Below are 22545 nucleotides of genomic sequence, written 5' to 3' on the forward strand. Positions count from 1 at the left end.
CCGGGATCGACCGCCGCAGTGTCGTGACAGAGAAGACAGCGTGACGAGGACGACGGGCCCTGGACACAGCGCCCGTCGTCCGTGACCGCTTCAACCGATCTCAGCGGCGCGGGCGAGCCAGCGGTCCAGACGCTCCTGCTGGCGGCGCCGCAGCGCCCGCTCGGAGATGACGCGTTCAATGGCGGCGGCATCATTCAGGTCCAGGTTGCTCAAGGAGCGTCCGATCTCCGCATCCACCATGTCCAGATGCAGCGCAGCCAGGCCGCGCCGCCGCGCGCAGGGCCCCTGCACCAGCCGCAGCGACTGGATCCGCTCGTAGGGGATCACGCTGATGCGCCGCCGCCACCGGCCGAGCCGCAGCACCACGCAGGTGTCGGTCAGCGCAATCGCTTCGCGCCGCCACGCCAGCGGTGAGAACAGACGTCCGCGGGGACTGATACGGATGAAGCCGCGTCCCGGATCCTCTACCGCGAGGTGTGTATCCCCCACCCCGTCCTGATCCTGCCCGGTCAGGGCAGATTCCAGGAAGGCGTCGGGATCGGCCACACCCAGGTCGGGCGCCACCAGCCACAGCGCCCGCAGAGCCGTCTCCCGCCGCCCCACCGGCAGCAGCACGTTCGCCCCGGTGTCCTCCACCCCGGAAGACTTGACCTCGGCGGCGGCGCGCCCGGCCACGCTAACCTGCACCCGCCACCAGTCGGGCCGACGCCACAGCACCCCTTGCTCAATCTGAACGCCATGGACTCGACCGGGCGGGAGTGTGGAGGAGGTTTCCGATGTGAGTCCGAAGCTGGCCCGGATGCCTGCGGGCGTGGCCGCGGCGCGGAAGTGCCAGCCCTTGTCCAACCGGTTCCAGACGTAACCGCCGAAGGCCAGCGGCACGGCCAGCAGCGGCAACACGCTTGAGGAGAGCACCGCAAGCGCACCCTCCTTGCCGAAGGCCCCGCCGACCACAAGCGACACCACCAACCCGATGCATCCCAGCAGTAGGGCCAGCACCGCAATCGTCGCGCCGGAGAGCAGTATCGAACCGATCAGGATGCGCGGCTCCACGGCGTACAGGTCGCGCTCGCCGCCCCGCAGGCGCGCGTCTCCGATCAGCGGTGCGGCCGCGGCGTCCTCGAATCCGCGGGGCACCGACCGGCCCGCCGCGGCTCCCTCGCGTTGTTCCCCGCCAACGGCGGGCGCTTCCCCGGGTACGCGCCCCGGCTCCCCGGAGGCACGCATCCCGCGCTCCGCCGAACCCGGCCCCGCCGCCCCGTCGGGGTCAACGAGGCGTCTGCGCGGCACCGCATCCCCATACGGTTCGCCGACCTCGCCAAGCCGCTCCATCCCCGGGCCCGCAGTCGCATTCGGCTCCACCGCCTCACCCTCGCCGTACAGCTGGGCTCCGGCCGCCAGCGACAGGATCCGATCGCGCAGCTCCTCCAGCTCGCGCGTCCGCAGGAATCCGATCAGTACGTGCGAATCGCTGCCACCGGCCACCTCCACCCTCAGACGCCCCAGGCCGAAGATGCGGCCGAGCAGCGGGTGGACTATGTCGACGGACTGGATGCGCGGCAGGCGCGCGGTGCGCAACTGGCGGTTGAGAACTCCCGTGCGCAGGTAGACGGCGTCGCGGTCGACGGCGTAGGCGCGCATTCGCCAGGAGAGCCACAGACCGAGGCCAATGACCAGCAGCGCGCCAACCACCCCCAGGCCGATGCTCAGGATCAGGGTGGGCGGCACGTCGCCCCGGTAGCTTTGAACCGCCGAATACGCCTCCAGGATCAGCTCGGCGTTCTGCCACAACAGGAAGGCCAGCACCGCCGCGATGATCTTCCACCCCTCGAGCAACGGGGTGACTGGGTGCACGCGCCGCCACTGTGCGTCGGGCGGCAGCGTGATACTCCGGTCCTCGACGGACGGCCGGCGGCCCTGCCGGCCAACATCCCAGGCTCGCGGGTCGGCCTCCGCGTTGGGCAGCGCACCGTCTGCGCGTCGGCGGGCGTTCATAGCCCCGCCATCCTCTGTTCGCCACGCTCGGACAGGACCCGACGGAGGCTCTCGGCCTCGGCAACGGGCAGTCCGTTAATGGTCGCGTCCGTGGAGGCCGACGCCGTATGCAGCTTCACCTCTGCGATGCCCAGGTGCCGCCCCAACGGCCCCTGGGAGGTGTCCACGAACTGCATGCGTCCGTAGGGAATCACGCTGATTCTGCGGAACATGATGCCCTTGCGCCACAGCAGGTGGTCGTCCGCCATGGCGTACCCCATGGCCCGCACCTGTCGCGGGATGATCCACAACTCCCACACCATGCCGACGGCAACCACCGCCGCGCCGGCATAGAACCAACGGCTGGCCAGCATGCCCGCGATCATCAGGCCGAGCAGACACACGCCATCGAGGATCAGGTTGGGCACGAGCCGGGCGGTGATCAGGCGTGGGGAGACGGGACGGAACTCGACGCCGACGGGGGCGAAGGGATCGGCCGCGAGCGGCGTGACCTCGGACGGTGGGACGGAGGGGATCATGGCGGCTCCTGAAGGTCGTTCGCGGCGAGCATCGCAGGCGCCCCCGGCGCACGCATCCTCCTGCGGTAGGAGCCCTGCGGAACCCGGCAGTCCGTTTCGGCGCGGGCTCGGGTGCCTGCACTTTCGGCTGCCGGTCCTGTACCGGCGGTACTCCGTTTCGGCGCGGGCTCGGGGCTCGATGTCCGCGCCACGCCGACGCCACTCATCCCGGAGCGTCCTCGCGCCCCGGTCGGTGCCCGGCCCTGCCGCGCTCGGTTCCGCCTCAGGGAAGGTCGATCAGCGTGTTGTCGATAAGCCGGGTGCTGCCGACGCGGGCGGCGACGGCGAGCAGCCCCTGGGACGACCGCGCACCGTCCGCCGCACTGCCCACTTGCGCGGAGTCCACAGGCTGATTGCGCGTCTCCAGGCCGAGCCCGGCCCCGGCCAGGTCGACGAAGGAATCCGGGTCGACGACGGCGACGTAGTCGACCTCCACGCCCGCCTCGGCGTCGAGCACCTGCTGGGCGGCCGCGCGCACCGCGGCGGCGTCGGCGCCGGTACGAGCGGCGGCACGCCCGGCCTCCAGCGCCCGCGACAGCGCGAGCGCATGGCCGCGTTCGGCATCGGACAGGTAGGCGTTGCGTGAGCTCATGGCCAGGCCGTCGGTCTCGCGGCGGATGTCGACGGGGACGATCTCAACCGGGACCGCCAGGTCGCGCACCATGGCCTTGACGACGGCGAGCTGCTGGGCGTCCTTGCGGCCGAACATGGCCCAGCGCGGTGCGGTCAGGTGCATCAGGGACAGCACCACCTGGCACACGCCGGCGAAGTGGGTCGGGCGGATGCGTCCCTCCAGGACGGTTGCCAGCGGACCGGGGTCGATGCGCACCTGCGGGTCGCCGTAGGGGTACATGACCTCGGGGGTGGGGGCGAAGACCACCAGTCGCCCCACCGCGAGCGCGCCGTCCGCACCCGTCAGGACGGCGGCCAGGCCGTCCAGGTCCGCCTCCAGGGTGCGCGGGTAGGCGTCCAGGTCCTCCCCGGGCGCGAACTGCAGCGGGTTGACGAAGATGGTGACGACGACGGTGCCGTCTGCCCCGACGTGGCGGGCGGCCTCGCGCACGAGATCGAAGTGGCCCTGGTGGAGGGCGCCCATGGTCATGACGACGGCGCGGGGGGCGTCGTCGCCGGCCAGGGCGGAGGCGAGTTCTTCGCGGGTGCGGGCCAGGGCGGTGCGGGCGGGAGTGTCCGGGGAGGTTGAGGCGGTCATGGAACCAACGCTAGATGATCCGCTCCGAGCGCAGTCACCAGGTTCGCCGGTTGGCCGAATAACGACCGGGAATGCCCGGCGCCAGGAGCGCGCGGCTGAGGCCGCTTCAACCGAGCGCGATATGCAAGTTCTGCCGGCCTCAACGAGGACGACGCGGCGGGCCGGGGCGGGTTAGTCGGCGGGACTGGTGTTGGAGTCCCTGCCGGGTTCTGCCGGAGGGGCCGCGAGGGCTTCGCGCAGGGCGCGCACCTGCTGCTCCCCGAGTGCCCCGGTGGCCTCGCGGCGCTGCAACGTCGCCTCCGCCAGCACCCGGTAGGTGGCGACGACGTCGTCCAGCGGTCGACCATTCGCGTCGCGCAGCGCGGCCAGCGCCTCCAGGTGGGTACGCACCGTGCCGGCGTCGCCGCGCGCCACGGGTCCGGTCAGTCCGGCTTCACCCTCCCGCAGGGCACGGTCGAGCGCGGCGGACAGCAGTGGGGTGAGGGTGGCGGCCCCGTCCTCGACGCCGGCGGCGGCCAGGATGCGCACGGCCTGGTTGACCAGCGTGACCAGGTGGTTGGCGCCGTGGGCGAGGGCCGCGTGGTAGGCGGGGCGGGACTGCTCCGGCAGTACGAAGGGTTCCCCGCCCAGTTCGACGGCGAGTGCCTGCCCGATCGGCAGCACCGCGGCGGGGGCGGTCACGGCCATGGGGCAGCCGACCAGGCGGGCGACGTCGGTGGAGAAACCGCCGAAGGTCATGGCCGGGTGTATGGCGAGCGGGATGGCGCCGCAGCGGCGGGCGGGCTCGAGCACCGCGGTGCCGTAGGCGCCGGAGGTGTGAACCACCAGTTGGCCGGGCTGCCACCGCTTCAGATCGGCCAGCCCCTGGACGAGGCCGGCCAGGGCGTCATCAGGGACGGCGAGCAGCACGAGTTCGGCCCGCTCGACGATGTCCTCCACCTCCAGCAGGGGCACGCCGGGCAGCAGCAGTTCGGCACGTTCGCGTGAGGCCTCGGAGACGGCGTGCACGCCGATGATTTGGTGGTCGACCGAGCGCAGCGCGGAACCGAGTACGGCGCCGACCCGCCCGGCGCTGATGATGCCGACTCCCAGCCTGCCGGGCCGCGGCGGCCGGGTCGGCGGGTTCGGGGTCGGTTCGGGGTCGGCGGGCGTGGCAGGGGTCGTGGGCATGACGCGATGCTCTCACGGCGCGCCGGGGCGGGCCTAGGCGGCGCTGCCGCTCGGGGAGGAGCCGGTGTGCAGGTCATCATCGTCGTCCTCGCCGATGGCGCACCAGTGCTCGACGATCATGCCGACGCTGATCCACAGCACGCACGCGGCCAGGCAGGCGGCGGCCGACCAGGCCAGGGCGGTCATGGCCGGGGAGTTCAGGTGCATCAGCGCGACGACGAGCCCGCCGCCGTACACTCCGCCAACCACCGCCCCGACCCGGGACGACGCCTGTGCGGCGGCCGCGGTCAGGGCGGCGCCGGTGGGGGTCATCCAGGTGGGCTCATGCTCGCGCAGGCGGCGGACCGCCAGGCCGGCGAGCAGCACAATCGCGGCGATCGCGACGGCGACGGCGGCGCCCCACGGCGTCAACGAGGCCGCCCAGCCGCGGTGGCGCAGCATGAGGTCGGAGGCCGCCCAGGCGAGGACGGCCGGCCCGGCGAAGCACGCGAGGACGGTCGTCCAGCGCGTGCGCCGCATCACAGGTCCCGGCCGTTGCGGCCGATGACGTCGTTCCAGGCCGGCGGGGCCGTCCACTCGCCCGCATCGGCACCAGCGGCGTCACCGTCACCGGAGAACCGGGGTGCGGCCGGCGGCTCGGGCTGGTTCTGGTCTGGCTGCGGGGGCACAACCGGCTCCGCCTGGGCGGGTGCGATCGGCTCGGGCCGGGCGGGCTCGACGGGGACCGGCTGCGCCGGTGCGGCGGGCACAACCGGCTGCTGCTGGGCAGCCTGTTCCGGCTCGGCAGGCACTGCGCGTGCGGCCTCTGCCGGGTCCGCATCCGCGGACGGCGCCGCTTCGGGCTCGGCCGGCGCCACGGGCTCCACCGGCGCTGCGCTCTCGGGCACAACCGCCGCCTCGGGCTCGACCGGCGCCACGGGCTCGGGCTCCGCTTCCGGCGGGGCAACGTACTGCCCGGTCGGCAGGGCGGGCAGGTGGTCGGAGTCGAGCCAGTCGAGGGCGAGCCAGCGCACGCCGTCGCGGTCGGGGGCGGACTCGGCCAGGGCGGCCACGGACTGGTCGCCGATCTCGGCGAAGGGGTCGGCCTGTGCCCAGGGCACCAGCACGAAGGCGCGTTGCGCGGCGCGCGGGTGCGGCAGGGTGAGTTCGGGGTCGGTGGAGGTGACGCCCTCGTAGGTGATGATGTCGGCGTCGAGGGTGCGGGGCCCCTGGGGCCGGGTGCGCACGCGCCCGGCGGCGGCCTCCAGGCCCTGGCAGACGGCCAGCACCTCCCGCGGGGAGAGGGTGGTGGTCGCCAGCACCACGGTGTTGAGGTAGTCGGGCTGCTCCACGCCGTCGCTGACGACCGCGGCCGTGCGCGCCAGCGGGGCGACCGTGGTGACGGTGATGCCGTCGGTCTGGCGCAGCGTGTTCACCGCGGTGCGCAGCGAGGGGACGACGCCGCCGACGTTGCCGCCCAGGGCGATGACCAGCTGCGCGGGCGCCTGCGGGCGCACGGTGAGCGGGTCGACCGGTGGCTGCGGCGGCACGGGCGCGACGGCCGCCTCCGGCACGGGCGCGGCGGCCGGAGCCTCCGGGGTGCCGGTCGGCGCCACCGCCGGTGGCTGGGCAACACCGGACTCCGACGGCGCGACGGGGCCCGCGGGCAGCGGCCCTCCCGCCGGTGCGGCCGGCGGCGCGGCGAGTGGGGCGGCGGGCACCGGCGTCCCGGCGGCGAGGTCGGGCACATCGGGCAACTCGGGGACGACCGGCGCCTCCGCCGGCACGGTGGGCTGCGCAGCGCCGGCCTCAGCCGGCTGGACCGCCGCCGGCTCGACGTCGGGCTGAGCAAGCGGCTCCACCACCGGCCTGGACTCGGCAACCGGCTCCGCGGCGGGGGCGACTGCGCCGGGCTCCGCGGCCGGCGTCATCTCGGCGGCGGAGTCGGCGTCGCGGGCGATGCTCACGGACACGTCGTCGAAGGCGACGTCCAGGGGCGCCTGGGGCTTGTGGACGGTGACCTCCACGGCGCTTACGCGCGGGAGGGCGAGCACGGCGTCGCTGATGCGCTCGGCGAGCGTCTCCAGCAGGCCGACCGGCTCCCCCTCGATGACGCCGACCACCTCCCGGGCGATGTCCACGTAGTTGACGGCGTCGTCGAGCGAGTCGGTGACGGCCGCGACCGCCGTGCCGCGCTCCCCCAGGAAGACGGTGACGTCGGCGGTGAACAGCTGCCCCTCGGTGCGCTCGAAGGGAAGGAGCCCGTGGTAGCCGCGGGCGGACAAACCCGTCAGCACGATCCTGTCGGCGTTGGCGTGGTTGGTACTCATCGGTTTTCCTTCCAGAGGGAAGCAGTGCGGACGGCGTCCCGGTTGGCCGGGACCTCGTGGACTCTGACGGCCCAGGCGCCGGCGGCGGCGGCCAGGGTGGTGGTGGCTACGGTGGCGGCGTCGCGCGCGAGCGGGTCGGGGGCGGCCTCGGGGACGGTGGCGGCGGCCAGGAAGCGCTTGCGGGAAGCGCCGATCAGGACCGGGTGCCCCAGGTCGGCCACGAGCCGCCCGGTGGCGGCCAGCAACTGCCAGGACTGTGAGTGAGTCTTGGCGAAGCCCAGGCCCGGGTCAAGCACGATCTGCTCCGGGCGTGCCCCGGCGGTGACCAATTCGTCCAGCCGCGAACGCAGTTCCGCCTCCACCCCGGCGACGACGCCGTCCGGCCCGTAGTCGGTCAGGGCGTCCATGGTCTCGGGGGTGCCGCGCCAGTGCTGGCAGATGTAGACGACGCCCGCCGCGGCGACGACGCGGTGCATGTCGGGGTCGGCGAGCCCGCCGGAGACGTCGTTAATGATGTGGGCGCCGGCGGCGATGGCGGCGTCCGCGGTTTCGGCATGCAGGGTGTCGACGGAGACGACCGCGCCGGCGTCGGCGAGCGCACGGACGACCGGCAGTACACGGTCCTGCTCCTGCGCCACCGTCACCGGGGCGGCACCGGGGCGGGTGGACTCGCCGCCGATATCGAGTATGTCGGCGCCCTGAGCCAGTAGCTGACGGCCGTGGGCGACGGCGAGCCCGGTGGTATCCCAGCGGCCGCCGTCGGAGAAGGAGTCCGGGGTGACGTTGATGATGCCCATCACCAGGGTCCGACCGGCGGCGGAGGCGGCCGCGAGCGGCTGCGGTAGTGGCGCCGGGGCCGTGATGGGGATCGCGTTCACGCCCCCAGGCTATCGGACGCCGCCCGTTTCCCCAGGATTTCGCGGACACAACCCCGGCACGGCCCCGCCTGGCCCGGCACGCCCGTCCCGACGGGGCGCTGCGTCGGGGTCAGGCGCGGCGGCCCAGCACCAGGCTCATGGCCTCGGAGCGGGTGGCGGCATTGTGCATGACGCCGCGCACCGCGCTGGTGACGGTGTTGGCGCCGGGCTTGTGCACGCCGCGCATGGACATGCACAGGTGCTCGGCCTCGATCACCACGATCACGCCGCGCACGCCCAGGCGCTCCACCATGGCGTCGGCGATCTGCGAGGTGAGGCGCTCCTGCACCTGCGGGCGGCGGGCGTAGCCCTCCACCAGGCGGGCGAGTTTGCTCAGGCCCGTGACGCGCCCGTCCTCGCCGGGGATGTAGCCGACGTGGGCGACCCCGTGGAAGGGCAGCAGGTGGTGCTCGCACACCGAGTACAGGGGGATGTCCCGCACCAGCACCATTTCCTGGTGGTCGGCGTCGAAGACGGTCTCCAGGTGGCGGGCCGGGTCGTCCTCCAGGCCGGAGAACATCTCCGCCAGGGCGCGGGCGATCCGGTCGGGAGTGCCCCGCAGTCCCTCGCGGTCGGGGTCCTCCCCGACGGCGACCAGCAGCTCGCGAATGGCGTGGCGCACGCCGTCGGCGTCGTAGCTCACCACTGCCTCCAGGAGTCGTGCTGCTCGTCGGAGTCCGGGTTCTGGCCGGCGTCTGTCGGCCGTTCGCCACTCACGCCCTCCGACGGGCCGCTGGCCGTGTCGACGGCGTCGACCGACTCGGACGCGGCCCGGGCGGCCTTGGCGGTGTGGCGGTCGGGGGCCTGGGCGGCGGAGGCGAAGGTGGCGGAGACGTCGTCGGTCAGGACCAGGGCGTCGTCGGAGTGCCACAGTGGGCGCTGCGGCTGCTTGATCACGGGGGCGAAGATCCGTTCCAGGTCCTTCTCCAGCAGGGTCTCCTTCTCCAGCAGCTGGGTGGCAAGCTCCTCCAGGATGTCCCGGTTGCGCACCAGGATCTCCCAGGCCTCGCGGTGGGCGGCATCCATGAGGGCGCGTACCTCGGCGTCGACCGTGGCGGCGACGTCCTCGGAGAAGTCGCGGCTGGTGGCGTTCAGGCCCAGCACCGTCTCGTTCTCGGTGGTGCCCAGGCGCACGGCCCCCACGGAGCGGGTCATGCCGTAGTCGGTGACCATCTTGCGGGCCGTCTCGGTGGCCTTCTCAATGTCGTTGGAGGCGCCCGTGGTGGGGTCGCGGAAGACGATCTCCTCCGCGGCGCGCCCGCCCATGGCGTAGACCAGTTGGTCGAGCAGCTCGTTGCGGGTGGTGGAGTACTTGTCGTCCGCGGGCATGACCATGGTGTAGCCCAGGGCCTTGCCGCGCGGCAGGATGGTGACCTTGGTGACCGGGTCGGAGTAGGCGCTGGCCGCCGCGCACAGGGCGTGGCCGGCCTCGTGGTAGGCGGTGATGGCCTTCTCGTGGTCGTTCATGACGCGGGTGCGCTTCTGCGGGCCGGCGATGACGCGGTCGATGGCCTCGTCCAGGGCCCGGTTGTCGATCAGTTGCGCGTTGGAGCGGGCCGTCAGCAGGGCCGCCTCGTTGAGGACGTTGGCCAGGTCGGCGCCGGTGAAGCCGGGGGTGCGCTTGGCCACCTGGTCGAGGTCGACGTCGCGGGTCATGGGCTTGCCCTTGGCGTGTACGCGCAGGATGGCGGCGCGGCCGGCCATGTCCGGGGCCTCCACGGACACCTGCCGATCGAAGCGGCCCGGGCGCAGCAGGGCGGGGTCGAGCACGTCGGGCCGGTTGGTGGCCGCGATGAGGATAACGTTGGTGGTCGCGTCGAAGCCGTCCATCTCCACCAGTAGCTGGTTGAGGGTCTGCTCGCGCTCGTCGTGCCCGCCGCCCATGCCGGACCCGCGGTGGCGGCCGACGGCGTCGATCTCATCTACGAAGATGATGGCGGGGGCGTTCTCCTTGGCCTGGTCGAACAGGTCGCGCACGCGCGAGGCGCCCACGCCGACGAACATCTCCACGAACTCCGAACCGGACATGGAGAAGAAGGGCACGCCGGCCTCGCCGGCCACGGCGCGGGCCAGCAGGGTCTTGCCGGTGCCGGGCGGGCCGTACAGCAGCACGCCCTTGGGGATCTTGGCGCCGACGGCCTGGAACTTCTCCGGCTCGGACAGGAACTCGCGGATCTCCTCGAGTTCCTCGACAGCCTCGTCCTCCCCGGCGACGTCGTCGAAGGTGACGTCGGGCATCTCCTTGCTGCCGACCTTCGCCTTGGAGCGGCCGAAGCCCATGGCACCGTTGCGGCCGCCACCCATGCGGCCGATGAACCACCACATGAAGGCCACGAAGATCACCATCGGCAGCAGCAGCTGCAGCATGGAGGACCACCAGGTGGTGGTGGGGACGACCGAGTTATAGCCGCCGGAGGGATCGGCGGCCTGGACGAGCCGGTTGACCTGCCCGGCCTGCGCCTCCGTGAAGGTGAACTGGACCCGGCGCCCCAGGTTCTGGGAGCTCTCACCCTGCCGGTTGGCCTGGCTGGTGTAGTCCTCGGTGAGGTCGAGCTCCACACGCTGAGTGCCGTCGATCACGGTGATGGACTCGACGGTGTCGGCGCTGTCCTGGAGGATCGCCAGCCCCTCGGAGGTGTCGATGGAGCGGTATCCGCTGGCGGAGCTCAACAGGGCCCAGCCCAGCAGGATGAGTAGGACGAAGGGAGCGATCCACAGCAGGGGGTTGCCCAGCGCCGCCCGGCGCCGTCCGCTCCCCGGCTTGGAGCCTCCCTTGTCACCGCCGCGGCCGCTCGGCTTGCTGGAGCGTTCGGTCACGCGGATCTGACCGGAATCGTTCATCGGCGTTTGGTCCCTTCGCACGTCTAACCCCTCTGACGCTAGCGGAAACCGCGCCTGGGTTTCGCCTCCAGCGGCCTCCTGTTCGCGCCGGGCGTGGGCGGGATGCGGTGCGGAAAGCGGCGTATTCCCTGCACGGAGGGCAACCTGTGCGTTGGCAATGTGTCCAAGTCGAAGGGCGACGCGGGCCGCATCCATTTGACGCAGGCCGGGTCCCGTCATCTAACGTGTCGGTAACATGCACGCCGGGACTCATCCCTGAGACCGGTGCCACACATTCCCGAGCTGCACCGGTTCGGTCCCTGGCTCCCAGGGCACGGTCCGCATCGCAGCACCCGCCGCTACACGAGCACAGGAGACCCTGACTTTGTCGTCGATCAAATCCATGCACCGATGTGCATCCGCCACCATACGAACCGCCGCTGCCGCCGTCGCCCTCGCCGTCGGCGTCGCCCTACCCGCCGCCCCGGCGCTCGCCGCCCCCAGTACCTCAGGCTCGCAGTTCGACACGACCGCCGATCTCATGGCCGCCTCCAACCTGTCCGGCACCGTCTACACCTCGGGCGATGAGACCGCCGACGACGGCGCCGGCATGCGCTTCAACGTCACCAGCACCCTCCCGGACGGCATTGAGGGCAACATCGCCGTTCCGCTGGCGGATGGGACCTGGGCGGTGCCGCAGGACCTGCCCACCGCGCCGACGCGCGCTTCCAACTCCGCCCAGGTCGAGGACCTTATCTCCCGCGGCGAGAGCTTCTATGACGCCGGCGCCACGCTGGTCTGGGACTCCAGCCGACCCACCCCGTTGACCGGCACCGTGGTACACAGCGCCACGACGGCGCCCTACGGGGTCACGTGCTCCACCTTCGTGAGCATGGTACTGCTGGGCTGGGACTACACGCACACCACCTACACGGCTGACACCAACACCCAGGTGGGCTACGCCGTCGACTTCGGGGTGGACCCCAGCACCTCCAAGATCTGGCGCGCGAACAACCTGGCCAGCTGGTTCTACGCCCACGGCGACCTGTGGCTGGAGACGAACGACAACTACGAGCGCGGGGACATCCTGTTCTTCTCCGCGCAGAACCCGGAGGGACGCATCGACGAGGTGCGCAGTGGCGAGGAGGCCACCTACTTCGGCAACGTCTACCACGCCGCCATCTACCTGGGCGACGGCATGCTGCTGCACTCCACGGGCACCGGCACCGGCGTGAACATCACCGCGCTCAACCCCTTGCTGAAGGAGGACCTGTCCTTCGTCGCCCGCCCGGAGTTGACCTCCACCACCGTCAACAACAGCCAGCCCGCCCCCGCCGGCACGGGCAGCGCGGGCGCCCCCGCCTCCGCCACCGATGGTGCGACCACCGGCGCGTCCGGGGACGACGCCAACCCCGGCATTTCCGGGGATGCGTCCGGCGCGCAGCAGGCGCAGACCGGTCAGCAGCGCACAAACACTACGTCGTTCTACTCGGCCTGGTTCGAACGGCACTACCCCGGGCACTACGCCACCGCGACCGCGACGCATGCGACCGCAGCGACGAAGTTCCGCAGCTGGGTCTTCTACGGGTGATGCCTACCGATAGGTAGAGCCCTTGGATAGTGCCCTGTTCTGCGGCGCCCGACCGAATGTCCGGTCGGGCGCCGCAGGTCTTGTCGCCGACATCCGCGCGACATATCATTGACTTTATGACTACTTCGGCACTGATCCAAGCACGTACGGCGCACCGTCGCACAACGATGACGGATTGGCGCACAGTAACCAACACGCTCGTCGACAACCTCGGCACCGGCCTGGTGTCACTGATCGTCGGAGTCGCACCAGAGACCATCATCCGCTGGACGAAGGGCACGTCCGCGAACCCCCGGGAAGCCAACGAACGACGCATGCGGGAAGCGTTCCGCATCTACCTGGAATTGGCGGCCACGGACTCACCACACACCGTACGCGCGTGGTTTATGGGCTCGAACCCCGAGCTCGGGAACGACTCCCCCGCGGAGGCGCTGTCGGAGGACCGCTTCAAGGAGGTCTTCGCCGCAGCTCGCTCCTTCCAGGCGTAGTGGCTTCGTAGATGACCATGCTATGCAAGCCGACGGGACCGCTGTACCGGATCGGTCGAGCGGACTCGCCATTTCACTTCTCGGAGATTTCGCCCGACGTCTCTGAGTTACCCCGGGCAGGCAACCGCTTCGACGTCCTCGGAGGCGGCGTTCTGTATGCGGCCAGCACTCCTACGGGCGCCTTCGTTGAGACACTGCAGTCGTTCCGACCGACCACGGCGGCACGGGCCGCTGTCGCGCGCGACGCCCCGGGGCTCATGATTGCTGGATCAGTGCCCCGGGACTGGCGTGAACGGCGTCGGCTCGCACGGCTAACCCTTGAAGAACCAAGCCCGTTCATCGATGTGGAGAGTTCCGACGCCTGGCCGGTACTTGAAGACGCGCTGGCCCCTGAGCTGAGCCTGCTCGGCGTGTCACACATTGATGTCAGCATCGTCCGAGGATCCAATCGACTGGTGACTCGCCTGCTGGCGCGTTGGGCGTATCTCGCCTCATCGGCGTCCGGCGAACCGGCGTACGGCGGCGTTCGGTACATGTCGAAGCTCGGTCCCTTCGAGTGCTGGGCCATCTTCGACGGCGTTCAGTGGAACCCTGCTGGTCAGACCCGGATTACCAAGCAGGACGCCGCCTATCGGGAGGCCTGTGCTCTGCTCGAGTTGGTAGCGCACTGAGCGGCATGCGGCAGGGACGGAGCGTCCGAGCGGCTCGTAGTGCTTGTGGGTGCGGCGGTTCGGGCTGCGACTGTTACGCGGGTGGACGTACCCGGTCGAGCCTCTAGGCGCAGTCTCCTGGCGCGCCAGGCCGAGACAGTCTGCTACGCCGGTTGGACGTTAACAACGCTACTTAACGTTCTGCTGTATACCTCGGAGCCCTTCAGCAGAACGTTAACAGGCGTTGTTAACCCCGAAGTGGCGTAGTAGACAGCCCCACTTCCGGTCCCGGGGATAGCGGCAGTCAATTCCGGCGCAATGAACCGCCACGGCTCACCGGGTTCCTCACCCTGCGACACGCAACCCTCCACGCCCCACGCACGAAGAGCCAGGAAATGCTCAGCAGATGATGCCGCCGAAGCCGTCTTAATGCACCTTGAGGTGCGAGGTGCTTCCTGACATGCCGGCTCGTATTTGCCGTCACTCGCGGCCACTGTCTTAATGCACCTTAAGGTGCGAGGTGCTTCCTGACCTGTACGAATACATTGCAGACGCCCTCCGCCAGTAGTCTTAATGCACCTTAAGGTGCGAGGTGCTTCCTGACCCAAGAGGCGGAGGCGATCGTCAATTTCATCCTTGCACGTCTTAATGCACCTTAAGGTGCGAGGTGCTTCCTGACCCCAAATGTCCAAGGAAACCCACCAGTGGCTGTCCGAGTCTTAATGCACCTTAAGGTGCGAGGTGCTTCCTGACCCGAGCTGAAAGCCGCCATTGACCGGCTGGACGAGTGTCTTAATGCACCTTAAGGTGCGAGGTGCTTCCTGACAGAGAGCTTCCACCTGGATGAGGTCAGCATGACCGATGTCTTAATGCACCTTAAGGTGCGAGGTGCTTCCTGACCCGAGCTGAAAGCCGCCATTGACCGGCTGGACGAGTGTCTTAATGCACCTTAAGGTGCGAGGTGCTTCCTGACGTCTCAGTGGCGGATGACCGTCCGCCCTGGAGGGGGTCTTAATGCACCTTAAGGTGCGAGGTGCTTCCTGACCCGTGGCGGTCACACTAGCCTCCACCTGGGGGCTGACGTCTTAATGCACCTGAAGGTGCGAGGTGCTTCCTGACCCTTGATCAAGGAGGGGTCCACATGAGGTCCCACTGGTCTTAATGCACCTTAAGGTGCGAGGTGCTTCCTGACCCCTACCCCTGGAAACCGCGTCATACCGCCACTTCCAGAGGCGAGATCGCCACCGACCCCGCAAGCACCCCACGAGACCGACTGGCACCAGGCCAAAACTACCACCTTTCGTTGAAAACAAGCCAAGCGCCACCGACACCCCTCCAACCCCCTCCAGCCACCAACTTTCAACGAAGTCATGCGGAAAAGTCAGGGTCAAAACGCACCAAACTTTGTACCGTAGATCGAATCGTGACCATCCGGCGAGCGCCACGCCAGCCACATGTGTCACATAAGAACCAGGCTGCACACGCGTCACACCTCCTTCCAGGCCCCTCCGCCGTCAAGACAGCCGGTCTCGCGCACCGACCACCAGCACCGCACGGTCGTTCCGCGCCTACGATCATCCCTCAATTTCCTGCACCAATCGCGTGAACTTGGAGAACCAGGACGCGCCGATGTCCAGCGGGCCGAAGTCGTCCTTACTCTCGCCACAGCCTTCGTTCTCGTTCCTAGCACCGCTTCCTGTCTTCCCCTTGGCATCACATTCCAAGCGCGCGATAAGCGCATCCAGTAAGTCAGCGAAGGTGAATCCCTCGGGAGCGTCCACCCGCAGCTCATCCAAAGCACGCTCCAACGCTTCCTGAACGGTGGAACGCCCATGGGTGATCACCAGTCTGTCGCGCACCTCGTAGGGAAGGCGCAAGAGATCGCCACGTTTTAGACATGCAAACGCAGCTTTTGTGCCAGCTTTCTTCCGCTCGGCTACCTTCTCCTTATTCAGTAGCGTGTCGGGCTCCTGAAGCAGGCTCTGCCCTCTCTTGGAAAGCCGGCGCGCGTGCACGGCCTCTGCCGCAGCCACCACCAGCCGCGCCTGCGTCAGCCAGTCCGCTTCATCGAATAGTAGACGTACCGTGCGCAGCACATCCACAATCACTCCAGCGTGGTCGTCGAGCCTTTCCGCCTGCCGCACCTGCACGTATTCCTGACGCAACTCTTCGCATTTCTCCGCGAGCGCGTCCATGTCCCGATCACCGGCGGCCAGCACCCGCACAGCGCTGAGCAGGTTGAGGCTGCGCAGGCTGATGGCGGCGGCACGCCGCAAGGCCTCCTCGGCGTCGTAGCGCAGGGCGATCCGGTGAAACTGGGAGGCCGGCTCCTTGATGCCCCGGCCCTTGTCTACGAAGGTCTGGACGAACAGCGGCACAGCGTTGAGCGCGCACCACTCCTGCGCCCCCTCGAGCGCGCCGTAGACCGCAGACTTCTCCCCGGTTCCCACAATCACCACCGCGGACGGCATCTGCAGCGCCAGAACCGCGCCCACACGCTCGCGAACTGTCCACATCGCCTCGGGCACCGCCCGGGCTCCGGAATCCCCCTCACCGTAGTCCAAAAAACTCCAGCCCGGTTCGGGCAGCTCCCACTCCCGGTGCGCACCGTCGGCGACGACGGTCTGCGCGTTGAGCCAGGCCGTCTTCCTGGATTGGGGATGCGCCGAGTGCAGAATGACGAACTCGACCGGCAGGGCGGGGTGCCCGTCCGGTCCCGCGGCGAACGCGTCCCGCTCCAGCAAGGCCCCAGGAACCGCCCGCCGCAGCTCGCGCTCGGGCTCGGCACGCAGCACACGCTCCGGGATGGTCGGCGACCGGAAGGACCTTCCACAACCGAATATGTACAGGACCGGACGCCGACCCGGCCGCGTCACCCACTTCGGCAGCGCCTCAAGGAGAGCCGGCTCCCCCTCAACTACCGCCCAGTCCTCGACGTGCGGCGCCTGGCCGTCGTGAACGGTGCGCTTGGCCAGATCATTGAGCGGCCCGGCGGAGGCGAGCCACGCGGTCGAGCCGGGGCAGTCCTCACCCAGGCGGACAGCCTCCGCCGCAGCGTCGGCAACGACCTCGCCGAGCATCTTCGGTCGACCATTGGCCTTCACGAAGCGCAACGGCGGGCGCGGCTTATCCCCCTTCTGCTCGGCCAGCTCCCGCTCCTTCCCATACAGGCTCCGGTAACGCCGCTCCACCCAGGCCCGCAGCGCCAGGCCGGCGCCGTGGTCGGCGCGCGCCATGTCGGTGACCGCCAGCGCGGCGAGTGCTCCCGGCTCCCTGTCATCCCCGTAGCGGGCGCGGTCCAGGGCGGCAGCGAGCGCCTCCGTCGCCTGCTGCTCCCCCGTCGGCAGCGCGGATGCCGCCCCCGTGGTCTCGGCCCAGTCCGAGGCCTGCTTGGGGTACCCGAGGGATCGCAGCCAGTAGAACGGGGCGACCCGGTTGGCGGCGCGCTCCAGGAACACGGCCCGCTTCTCTCCCTCCTCCGGGGCGACGGCGAGCCGCCAGTCCAGGCCCATCTGGTCGGCCAGACCCATGACCGCGAACACAACGGCGGTCGCCCCTGCGATGCTGGAGACGATGACCTTCCCGTCCGTGATCGCCCCATCGTCATCCAGCCACCGGTGCAGGTCGTCGACGCACTTCCGTTCGAAGAGATCGCCATGCTGGTAGGCCTCGACCTGTAGCGCCAGCCCGAAGTACTCCTCAAGTTTGGCCTTTACGTCGGGGCGGTTGTAGGCCTGCTCCAGCAGCGCAGCCTCGACGTCGGTTTCGGTGCCCTCGCGGCCATTGGCCGTGCCCAGGAGGATTACCCGCACGACGGCGCCCCTGCCGCGCAGCGCCTCCAGCACCAGCGCCAGCGGGGTGCGCTTGAAGCGGCCCGGGCGCCCGCCCTCGTCCGGGGGAATGTTCAGCAGCCTGTTGGACAGCACCTCGGCGTCGGCCTCAGCCACCTGCTGCCGCAGTTCCTTCTGCCGGGCTTCCTGGGCGTGCAGACGTTCGTCCCGTTGCAGCTCGACGATGTCGGTGCCGAGTTCGCCCTGCCCGACCGGGTGAATGACGGTGATCATCGACTCCCCTCCGGTTGCTCGCCGTCGGCGCAGAAAACCCCGACCGCCCTCGATGCGGCCGCGCCTGCGCGAACCGATCCCAAGGACGTGACCACCGACTGCGGCACGCCCGCGGTCCCCTACCGCCCAGCGGTTGCGCCCCGGCGGAGGCCACAGCCTGACGTCAAACCACTTTGCCAGCGCCCAGGCGACCGCCATGGCCACGACGAGCAGCCCGACACCCGCACCCCACCAGGCCGCCCCTCGCAGGAGGGGACCGCCGTCGTGCAAGTTCGACCAGACCTCCAACACGACCGACAGCGGCAGGCCCACAAAAGCGAGGATACCCACGGCCCACTCCATGGCGCGGGCGGAGTCCTGCTGCTCGCGCTCCAGCTTCTCCCGCCGGCGGTCGCGCTCCTGCCGCTCCTTGTCAGCGACGTGCTCCTGGCGCTCAATCAGGGTCTGTACGCTCTCCTGCAGCAGCCGCGCCTGCTGGACGGTCTGTTCCACCGCCCGGTCTAGACCCCCTGCCTGCTGCATCCAAGCCAGCACCATGTCGGCCTGTCGGTGCCGGGTGACATCGATCCACCATTCAGAGGCGAGGAACGAGACCGCCTCGCCGTCGAGCCGGATCGCCCTGGCGATGACAGGATCCAAGTACTTGGTCGCCACGTCCAAGTTCCCCGACGGCCCGATCTTCTCGGTCGCCACCCTCAGCTCCTGTGCGGTGGCCGCGAGGCTGAGGGAGAGTGCGCGCACGCGCAGCCGGTCCAAGACCACCAGCAGGTACACGTCCAGGTCGGTGGAACACATCTTGAGCATGGCCTCCAGAAGGAAGCCGTCGTCCTGGCGCGGCAGGTAGGCGGCGCCTCGCTCCCACACACTCACCGCCCAGCTCTGCGAGAGCACGTGAATGTTCTTCTTCGCCCGGGAGTAGCGTTCCTCCCCCAACTCGAAGCCCGTGGGGGACGGCAGGCTCCCCCACTGCCAACCCGCCGCCGTCAGCACCGGCAGCGGCAGCCTCGCACTAGACGTTCTTCCGGCCATCGCCTGGCGCAGATCGTCGAGCGGCTCGGAGCCCACCGGCACCTCCAGGCGCGCGCCGAGACTCTCGGGGGTCTCCCCGAACTCAGGGATCCACCGCCGACTCACCTCCCGAGGCACCCACGTCAGGGTGAACAGCGGGGCGGAGAACCAGGACTTCCGCGCGGTGTGCTCAGCCGCCAGCGTCACCCGTGCCGGACCACACACATCGGGACGCGCCAGCAGTTTGTTGATCGTCTCGCAAATGCCGACCACCCGGCTCGGGTGGCGCACGGCATCGTAAAAGCGCTCATAAGACCGCTCATCGGGTGGCTCTTGCGAGTCCTCATCCGCGTGAGCACCTTCCGAGTGCTCGCCATCCGTCTGCTCGTCATCCGCCGGCTCGCCGGGCAGCCGCTCGACATATGTGCGCGGGACGACGGCGTGCACCACCAGGATCGCCGTCCCCGCCCCGTCGCCATTCGACACGCGCAGCGCCTCCAGAGCGCCGATGCGCAGCACCCGCTTGTTGTCCTTGTCGCGGTGATCAACCAGCTTGTGCAACTCCAGGGAGCGGCGGTTGTCCGCGCCCAGCGGCGCGTCGCCCCCGTCCCGGCCGCTTCCCAGCAGGCGCTCGGCCACCTCCGGGTGGAAATAGGCGGCACGCATGCCCCGGTACGTCTGCCGCAACTTGTCATGGCGGTCCCTGGCACGGAAACTCAGGGGCTTGGCGGGCCAGTTCCCGAAGGCCTGACTCCAGCCACGATGCACCTCCACCTCCCACACCAAGACCACACGCATCTCATCGGGGTCCTTCAAGTGGATGAAGCCGGTGCGCGGCGGCCGGCTCGGGGCAGCCCCTTCCGTGGCCGGACGTTCCCGCTCTTCGGTCATCGGCCCTCCTCGTCCCATTGAGGACCTGCATCCCCACCGCCCACGGCGGCGGCGTCGACCGGCCGCGGCAGGCAACCCAGGCGGCGAGCACCGACCACCTGCCCATCGGCGTCCCGGATCAGATCATCGGGCCAGACCAGGTCGGTGCGCTGCGGGAAGTGCTCGGCCACCACCCGGCTGGTGACGTAGACCGTGCCGGGCTGGGGTGCGGGCAGGGGCGGGTCGATTCCGAGCCAGGTGGCGCCGACGGCGATGGGCACCTCCCGCGCACCGGTCGCCTCGCCGGGGTGCTCGGGGTCGTAGACGGTCAGCGTCTCCTGCCGCCCGTCCGACAGCAGCAGCCGGGGCACGACGGCGGCCCCCGGCAGCCGCAGCGGCCCGCCGTCCAGGTGCAGGATCACCTCGTGCGGGGTGAGGTTGACCAGAGCGAGAGGTTCTGCGGGTGTCATGCGCGCTCCTCCGCCCAGTGCCGCAGTGCCCGGAACCTCTCGGCCCACGACTCGTCAAGACCGGTGGTCAGATTCCCGGGTCCGGCATTCACCGACTTGATGGCCTGCTCAAGCAGGTCTACATAGCCGAAGTCATCATCGACGTCGACGAACCTGTTGCGCATCACCTCCCGCACCGCCTCATCGACCTGGCTGTCTCCGTGAGTGAGACGCACTTCGTTCCTGACCTCGTACAGAAGCCGCAGCAGGTCTCCGCGACTACATGCCTCCACTCCATGTCTCTGTGCCGAGTACGCCTTGACGTCCTGCCACGCGTAACGCTCTCGGAACAGCGTTTCGGCGGCCTTCTTGCCCCGTCGCGGGAAGTCGACCGCCTCGGCTACAACAACCACCAGGCGTGGATCGACATCCCCCTCGGTTTCCAGACAGAGTTCATGGACCGTATCCATGACGGACAGCAGTACGCCCGCATGCGCATCGGGATCCTTGGCGTTGACCGCCGCCAGGTACTCCTTGCGCAACTCATCACACGCCTGGGCCCACACATCCATGTCCTGGTCGCCGGCGCTGAGCACCCGCACGGCACTGAGCAGGTTGAGGCTGGAAAGGCTTGCGGCCGCCGCCTCGCGCAGTGCCGCCTCGGCGTCGTTGTGCAGGGCGATACGGTGGAACTGCATTCCCGACCGCTTGATGTTCTGCCCCGGCTGGACCGAGGTCTGCACGAACAGCGGGACTGCGTGCTCGGCGCACCAGGCCTGGGCTGCCTCGAGGGCGCCGATCGCGACCAACTTCTGCCCCGATGCCACGATGGCGACTGCTGACGGCTGCTTGGTGCGGAGTACTTCACGAAGCATTACGCTCACTTCGCCAGCCAAGTCATCAACCGGCGCGAAATCATTACTCTCCGCTCCTCCGTAGTCGATGATGTCCACCCCGGGCGCGTACAGGTCCCCCGGCCTCTTTGCCAAAAGCGCGGAGGCACAGGTTTTGACCGCCGTCTCCTTCGATCCAGGGGACGCCGAGTGCAGCAGCAGAAAATCGACGTCGCCAACACCGCCGCCCTCAAGCATCCCTCCGGGCACGGCGCGCCTGAACTCCTCATCCGGTCCGGCATCCATGACGCGCTCGATCACCGACGACCGCTGGTAGTTGTCACCCATGCCGCAGATGTAGAGGACTCTCCCGCGCCCCGGCCAGTGCATCCAGGATGGAACTCGCTCTCCCAGTTCGGGGACCTGATTGACCGTCGCCAAGTCGGATGCCGTCGGCGCCGCAGCATCATGGACGGCGCGGTTGCCAACCGGCCTCAGGCGATCACCTGTTGTGAGAAGCCACGCGGCCGAGGTGGAGCCCTGGTCCAGCTGCTCATCGCGGACCAGGCCCAGCACCTTGCCCAGTTCCTTGCCCGGCAAGCGCTTGAACACGCTACTGATCTGATCGTCCTGGGCGCGCCCTGCGTTCTCCTCGGCCAGCAGGGCCTCATAGTGCTTCTCCACCCAGGCGCGCACGGCCAGACCAGCGCCGTTGTCCGCCCGGGTCATCTCCACCGCCACCAACGAAGCAAGCTGCTCATCGGTGGCCGCGGCCAACGCCTCTCCCCTCTCCTGCCCCGCGCCGCCGAGCACCGCCTGGAGATCCCGAAGTAGCCGCGTGTGCTCCTCGTCGATCAGTTCCTCTCGGCCGTTCTGCCGGGCCCACTGAGCGGCTTGCTCCAGATAGCCCAGGGCACGTAGCCAGTAGAAGGGCGCGTTGCCGTGGTGACCGCGACGGATCAGGCGCGCCTCGGCGTCGTCAGGACTCCCGGCAACCGCCAGACGCCAGTCGTAGCCGAGGTGGTCGACCACTCCCATGGCGCTCAGGCACATCATGGTTGCCCCGCCGATCATGGACACCACCACGGGGCTGTCCGCAGCAGTGCCGTGCGCCGCCTCAACCCAGCTGCTGAGGTCTCCGCGGCCTACCTGCTCGTTCAAGTCGCCGTCGGCGTGAAGCTCCGCTATCACTTCTAACCCGTACCGTTTATGCAGAGCCGCTCTGATCTCGTCACGCTCCAGAAGCGAAGCAAGGGCCTTGGCAATGTCTGCCGTGGCCCCGTAGCCGGAACTGCTACCGAGCAACAGCACGCGTACCTGCCCCTCGTGGCCATCGTCCTGGATCGCTCCCAGTTCCAGGGCCAACGGCGTCCACACGAACCGACTCTCAAGCTCTTCAGCCACCGCACCGCGGAGCAGGAGGTCGACGGCCTCGCACCCCGCACCGCCCGCTGCGGCATTCTGCAGCGTTGTGACGCCGGCACACCTGGCTTGCTGGCGCTGTTCCCCCTCGAGTCTCAGGATGTCGCTACCCAGGTCGCCTTCGCCGACGATGTGAACTAGCAGGGTCATGTCAGGTCCTCTCCGGACAGTGAGCAGGGTGGCTCGCACGGG

The 22545-nt window shown here is 69.5% G+C and carries 15 protein-coding genes and 1 CRISPR repeat array; of the genes, 3 read left to right on the plus strand and 12 right to left on the minus strand.

Going from position 1 to position 22545, the window contains the following annotated elements:
• Positions 1-90 precede the first annotated feature (90 nt).
• The 9 genes from ACGLYG10_RS15920 to ftsH all read right to left on the minus strand — a co-directional run bounded on the left by ACGLYG10_RS15920 (position 91) and on the right by ftsH (position 10999).
• Positions 91-1995, minus strand: coding sequence for a PH domain-containing protein (locus ACGLYG10_RS15920; protein WP_083565752.1), 1905 nt, complete (start codon positions 1993-1995; stop codon positions 91-93).
• The gene (locus tag ACGLYG10_RS07885) at positions 1992-2513 is read right to left on the minus strand and encodes a PH domain-containing protein (RefSeq protein WP_073330132.1); all 522 of its coding nucleotides are present in this window, start codon (positions 2511-2513) and stop codon (positions 1992-1994) included. Before ACGLYG10_RS07885 ends, ACGLYG10_RS15920 begins: the two co-directional genes overlap by 4 nt.
• 262 nt (positions 2514-2775) lie before the next feature.
• Positions 2776-3762, minus strand: coding sequence for a pantoate--beta-alanine ligase (gene panC, locus ACGLYG10_RS07890; protein WP_073330135.1), 987 nt, complete (start codon positions 3760-3762; stop codon positions 2776-2778).
• 171 nt (positions 3763-3933) lie between these two features.
• Entirely contained in the window at positions 3934-4932 is a 999-nt protein-coding gene (locus ACGLYG10_RS07895) for a Rossmann-like and DUF2520 domain-containing protein (protein ID WP_073330138.1), read from the minus strand.
• Positions 4933-4965: 33 nt separating this feature from the next.
• A complete protein-coding gene (locus tag ACGLYG10_RS07900) occupies positions 4966-5451 on the minus strand; it encodes a DUF3180 family protein (protein ID WP_073330141.1) in 486 nt (161 codons plus the stop codon).
• Positions 5451-7241: a 2-amino-4-hydroxy-6-hydroxymethyldihydropteridine diphosphokinase gene (gene folK, locus ACGLYG10_RS07905; RefSeq protein ID WP_073330144.1), complete on the minus strand. Its 1791-nt coding sequence runs from the start codon at positions 7239-7241 to the stop codon at positions 5451-5453. Before folK ends, ACGLYG10_RS07900 begins: the two co-directional genes overlap by 1 nt.
• A complete protein-coding gene (folP, locus tag ACGLYG10_RS07910; RefSeq protein WP_073330147.1) occupies positions 7238-8119 on the minus strand; it encodes a dihydropteroate synthase in 882 nt (293 codons plus the stop codon). The genes folK and folP overlap by 4 nt, the downstream gene beginning before the upstream one ends.
• 109 nt (positions 8120-8228) lie before the next feature.
• Positions 8229-8801, minus strand: coding sequence for a GTP cyclohydrolase I FolE (gene folE / locus ACGLYG10_RS07915; protein WP_073330150.1), 573 nt, complete (start codon positions 8799-8801; stop codon positions 8229-8231).
• The gene (ftsH, locus tag ACGLYG10_RS07920; protein WP_083565753.1) at positions 8798-10999 is read right to left on the minus strand and encodes an ATP-dependent zinc metalloprotease FtsH; all 2202 of its coding nucleotides are present in this window, start codon (positions 10997-10999) and stop codon (positions 8798-8800) included. The genes folE and ftsH overlap by 4 nt, the downstream gene beginning before the upstream one ends.
• A gap of 364 nt (positions 11000-11363) precedes the next feature.
• Between ftsH and ACGLYG10_RS07925 the strand changes: the two genes are divergently transcribed.
• From ACGLYG10_RS07925 to ACGLYG10_RS07935, 3 genes are all read left to right on the plus strand, one after another.
• A complete protein-coding gene (locus ACGLYG10_RS07925; protein ID WP_139240906.1) occupies positions 11364-12569 on the plus strand; it encodes an NlpC/P60 family protein in 1206 nt (401 codons plus the stop codon).
• Between the two features lie 116 nt (positions 12570-12685).
• Complete coding sequence (locus ACGLYG10_RS07930; RefSeq protein WP_073330155.1) at positions 12686-13057, plus strand: hypothetical protein; 372 nt, start codon at positions 12686-12688, stop codon at positions 13055-13057.
• A 17-nt stretch (positions 13058-13074) separates the two neighbouring features.
• On the plus strand, positions 13075-13728 hold the full coding sequence (locus ACGLYG10_RS07935) for an RES family NAD+ phosphorylase (RefSeq protein ID WP_244542629.1): 654 nt from the start codon (positions 13075-13077) through the stop codon (positions 13726-13728).
• Positions 13729-14130: 402 nt separating this feature from the next.
• Positions 14131-14899: direct repeats of the CRISPR family, unit length 37 nt; unit sequence GTCTTAATGCACCTTAAGGTGCGAGGTGCTTCCTGAC.
• Between the two features lie 382 nt (positions 14900-15281).
• Here ACGLYG10_RS07935 and ACGLYG10_RS07940 read toward each other — a convergent pair.
• From ACGLYG10_RS07940 to ACGLYG10_RS07950, 3 genes are read right to left on the minus strand one after another with little or no spacing between them, the layout of a single operon-like run.
• The gene (locus tag ACGLYG10_RS07940) at positions 15282-19670 is read right to left on the minus strand and encodes a hypothetical protein (protein WP_073330161.1); all 4389 of its coding nucleotides are present in this window, start codon (positions 19668-19670) and stop codon (positions 15282-15284) included.
• Positions 19667-20119, minus strand: a complete 453-nt coding sequence (locus ACGLYG10_RS16355; RefSeq protein WP_073330164.1) for a hypothetical protein — start codon at positions 20117-20119, stop codon at positions 19667-19669. The genes ACGLYG10_RS07940 and ACGLYG10_RS16355 overlap by 4 nt, the downstream gene beginning before the upstream one ends.
• Positions 20116-22503 carry a hypothetical protein gene (locus ACGLYG10_RS07950; protein ID WP_073330166.1) on the minus strand — a complete coding sequence of 796 codons (2388 nt, stop codon included), beginning with the start codon at positions 22501-22503 and terminating at the stop codon, positions 20116-20118. The genes ACGLYG10_RS16355 and ACGLYG10_RS07950 overlap by 4 nt, the downstream gene beginning before the upstream one ends.
• Positions 22504-22545: the final 42 nt, after the last annotated feature.

The organism is Actinomyces glycerinitolerans, from assembly GCF_900098745.1.
Lineage (GTDB): Bacteria > Actinomycetota > Actinomycetes > Actinomycetales > Actinomycetaceae > Actinomyces > Actinomyces glycerinitolerans.